2 protein-coding genes and 1 pseudogene are annotated in these 3,130 nt (G+C 32.2%); 1 reads left to right on the plus strand and 2 read right to left on the minus strand.

The window, feature by feature from the left end:
* Positions 1-960: 960 nt before the first annotated feature.
* Positions 961-1,200 (minus strand): annotated as a pseudogene (gene tssD / locus AACQ83_RS23665) (type VI secretion system tube protein TssD); the annotation flags it as partial.
* Between the two features lie 328 nt (positions 1,201-1,528).
* Between tssD and AACQ83_RS23670 the strand changes: the two are divergent.
* Positions 1,529-2,329 (plus strand): BPSS1780 family membrane protein, encoded by an 801-nt coding sequence (locus AACQ83_RS23670; RefSeq protein ID WP_240000912.1) that lies wholly within the window; start codon positions 1,529-1,531, stop codon positions 2,327-2,329.
* A gap of 617 nt (positions 2,330-2,946) precedes the next feature.
* Here AACQ83_RS23670 and AACQ83_RS23675 read toward each other — a convergent pair.
* The coding region (locus tag AACQ83_RS23675) for a transposase (RefSeq protein ID WP_445260539.1) at positions 2,947-3,130 on the minus strand (184 nt) is incomplete at its 5' end.

The following is a 3,130-nucleotide window of genomic DNA, read 5'->3' on the forward strand; positions in this document are numbered from 1 at the left end:
AATTTCGAGACAAAGTGTTCAAATTTTTCACTACAACGCTACCTGATATAGCGGACTCGCTGACGTCCAGAATTAACGACCATTTTCAGGTGCTAAAAACTGCATTTTGAAGTTTATTGGGTATATAAATGCTGATCTTCTTGATGGTTTAAAACGACAAGGTATAGAGACAATGAATTACAAAGATGTCGCTCTTGAAATTATAGGAGATGTGAACACTGTATATGGACAATACAAGTCATATTAGGGGGTAAAAATGGGCTACATATACATTATTTTTTCTTTACTCATACTTTATCCCCTATATTTCACTTTTAAAAAGCTGTTAATGTCTTATGACGTCTATGTTAACTTTTCAGCAGCATTGCTTTTGATAGCATTTATCGCGTTTCATCTATATGTCTTTAATTTCGACTATATTCCGTTTTTTGATGTATCTACTTCAGATGATGACTTTGTGTTTTATAGTTCTATTGTACTGGCTATATTGTGTAGTATTACATATATGATTGCACATGATAGAAGTAGAAAGAAGTTGTAATTGTTGAAAGTTAAATAGAACCTTCAAGCTTATGGTGATGCAGATACTATTTATAGACAATATAGATCATATTAAGGAATAAGATAGAAATGAGCTATGCATATATCATTTTTTCATTACTCATACTTTATCCCCTATATTTTGCTTTTAAAAATCTTTTAATATCTGATAATGTCTATGTTAATTTCTCATCTTTATTACTTGCAATGTCATTTATTTGTTATCATCTATATGTTTTTAATTTTGATTACATTCCATTTTTCGATGTATCTACAACTGATAATGATTTTTTATTTTATAGCTCTATTGTTTTAGTTATTATTTACAATGTTGTATACATGATTGCTCATGGTAAATATTATAGGAAAAACAAATGGTAATTTTGCCGGTAAAACAACACTATTTTACCGGCAAATAAATTAATAAACGCGATCATCCCAAATACTATAAGCACTTGTCCCTGCTATATGATGAGTCCATGTGATACTCTTATAACGTAAAGATATCGTTTCCTGCGGCTGTGCGCCAGCATGTGTTATCGAATGGGGGTGATAAACAGCTAAATCAACTATCGTCGCCTCAATTACCTTTATAGTGTAATATAACTCCTGAATCCCGGATTGATTCGTTCTATAAATATCAAAGATACCGTCCAATAGTAGGGCTTTCCATTCTACAGAAAAAAATACCCAATGGAATTAAAATCATTCCGATTTTATAGGTTAGAAATTAATTAAATTCAGCCATCAGTTAACATTGAAACACTTTATTACAATTATTATCAATTTGATACAATTAAAAACATTTAGCAACAATTTGTAGAAAATTATTTATATTTTCTGGTCTTCACTTATATTTAATACTTGTTGAACAATGGAATTAATATAATATGTTTACCTAATCTCTCAATCTGACTACATCTTCCAAGATGCAGCCAAAAAAGCGATTTAAAATATTATGAATCAACAAACTTAATTGGAAAAATATATGGAACACCAAAACCTAAACTTAAGTCCCAATGTTATACCCGAAGATAATCAGGAAGTATTCATTCCTGATGGTCAGTCCCTCAGTAGCATAGAAGGTGTAAAATGGATAGGCCAAGCATGGCAACTTGTCAAGAATAAATGGGGCATGTGGATACTACTCTACATTATCTATTCTATGTGTATAGCTGGTTTAGTGCTTATTCCTTTCCTTGGGATATTTACCTGTATTTTTAACCCTGTATTTATCGGTGGCATGATTGCCGTGTGCGAAAAACAGAGGACTAGCGGAGAATTTGAATTAGGACTACTCTTTAGCGGATTTCAGAAAAATTTTGCGTCACTGCTCAGCGTTGGTACTTTAATGCTTGGTATTATACTCCTCGGTGTTATCGCAATGTTTATTGTCGGTGGTAGTGCCATAATTCATATCCTATTAGCCGCCGCTCAACATGGTGAAATCTCAGTAGAAATGCTCCAAAATAGTCTGCCCTCATTATTTCTTGGTGTTTTTATTCTGATGGTTTTCTCAATTGTGAATGCTGCATTGACCTGGTTTGCACCAGCGTTAATTGTCATCCATAACTTGAAATTTAGTGCTGCCGTATCAATGAGCTTGGCAGCGGTGAAAAAGAATTTATTGCCTGGTTTATTATTCTTTATCACCGTAACAGTCATTTTCATAATCTCGCTAATGACTTTTGGTTTAGGTTTTCTAATTTCTATGCCAGTACTTTTAGTCAGTTATTATTCCTCCTACCGCAGCATTTTTATCGGTAAGGAAAAATCATCCACATTTTAACTAGCTAAAAAATACTTAGGCTGACAAGCCTCGCTATTTAAAACGAGGTTTGTTTTTTTATGATGCCATTTTTCCCCGATTAAACTCGTTTAAGCTGCATTTTTATCACAGAGCGTCAACCACTTAAGGATCGTTTAAAACGAATAAAAAAATTCGAAGTTATACTGATATTGGAAGAAAAAACATCAGGGAAAACGGGTCTAAACTGATTAACAAAGTGACAAAATGACAAAATGACAAATCACTGCATTAAACAAACTTGCTTAAACAAAAGATTTTACATAGTTGTAATACGTTTTCGAAAAATCAGATAAGTCATTAAAAGAAGCCGGAAAATTCTTAGATTAACAGCAAAAAATAGAACCGTTTAACAAGATTAAAAACTATTAAAAAAATGGGCCTTGATTTTAATACCATTAATGCCAAACTTTAAAAAAGTACAGGCGCTAAAAATGGTTTATTCCCTGTCATGTTTAATACATTTATCGACGATTTTATCCCCCGCTCATTTTACATTTATTTAACCTGCCGTAATCATTTAAAAGCACAAATATAGAGTTATTAAAAATTTTATATAAAAAAAGATTTGGTAGATTCACATAATAAGTGCAACATCGTTAATCTGGAAGTAAACATGTTCGTATTCCCTTAAATAATTCATTCGGTGTTTTCCCACCCCGTGTTTTTCGGGGGCGATTATTTAATCGGTTTACCACAAAATTTATTTCCTGATCAGAGATTTCATTAAAATCGGTTCCCTTTGGAAAGTATTGTCTGATTAACCCATTGATATTCTTATTG

This window comes from Photorhabdus sp. S10-54 (assembly GCF_963878145.1).
GTDB classification, from domain to species: Bacteria; Pseudomonadota; Gammaproteobacteria; order Enterobacterales; family Enterobacteriaceae; genus Photorhabdus; species Photorhabdus kayaii.

What these genes read in the sequence shown, in the direction of transcription:
- AACQ83_RS23670 (WP_240000912.1), top strand. Translation starts at nt 1,529, where the DNA reads ATGGAACACCAAAACCTAAACTTAAGTCCCAATGTTATACCCGAAGAT.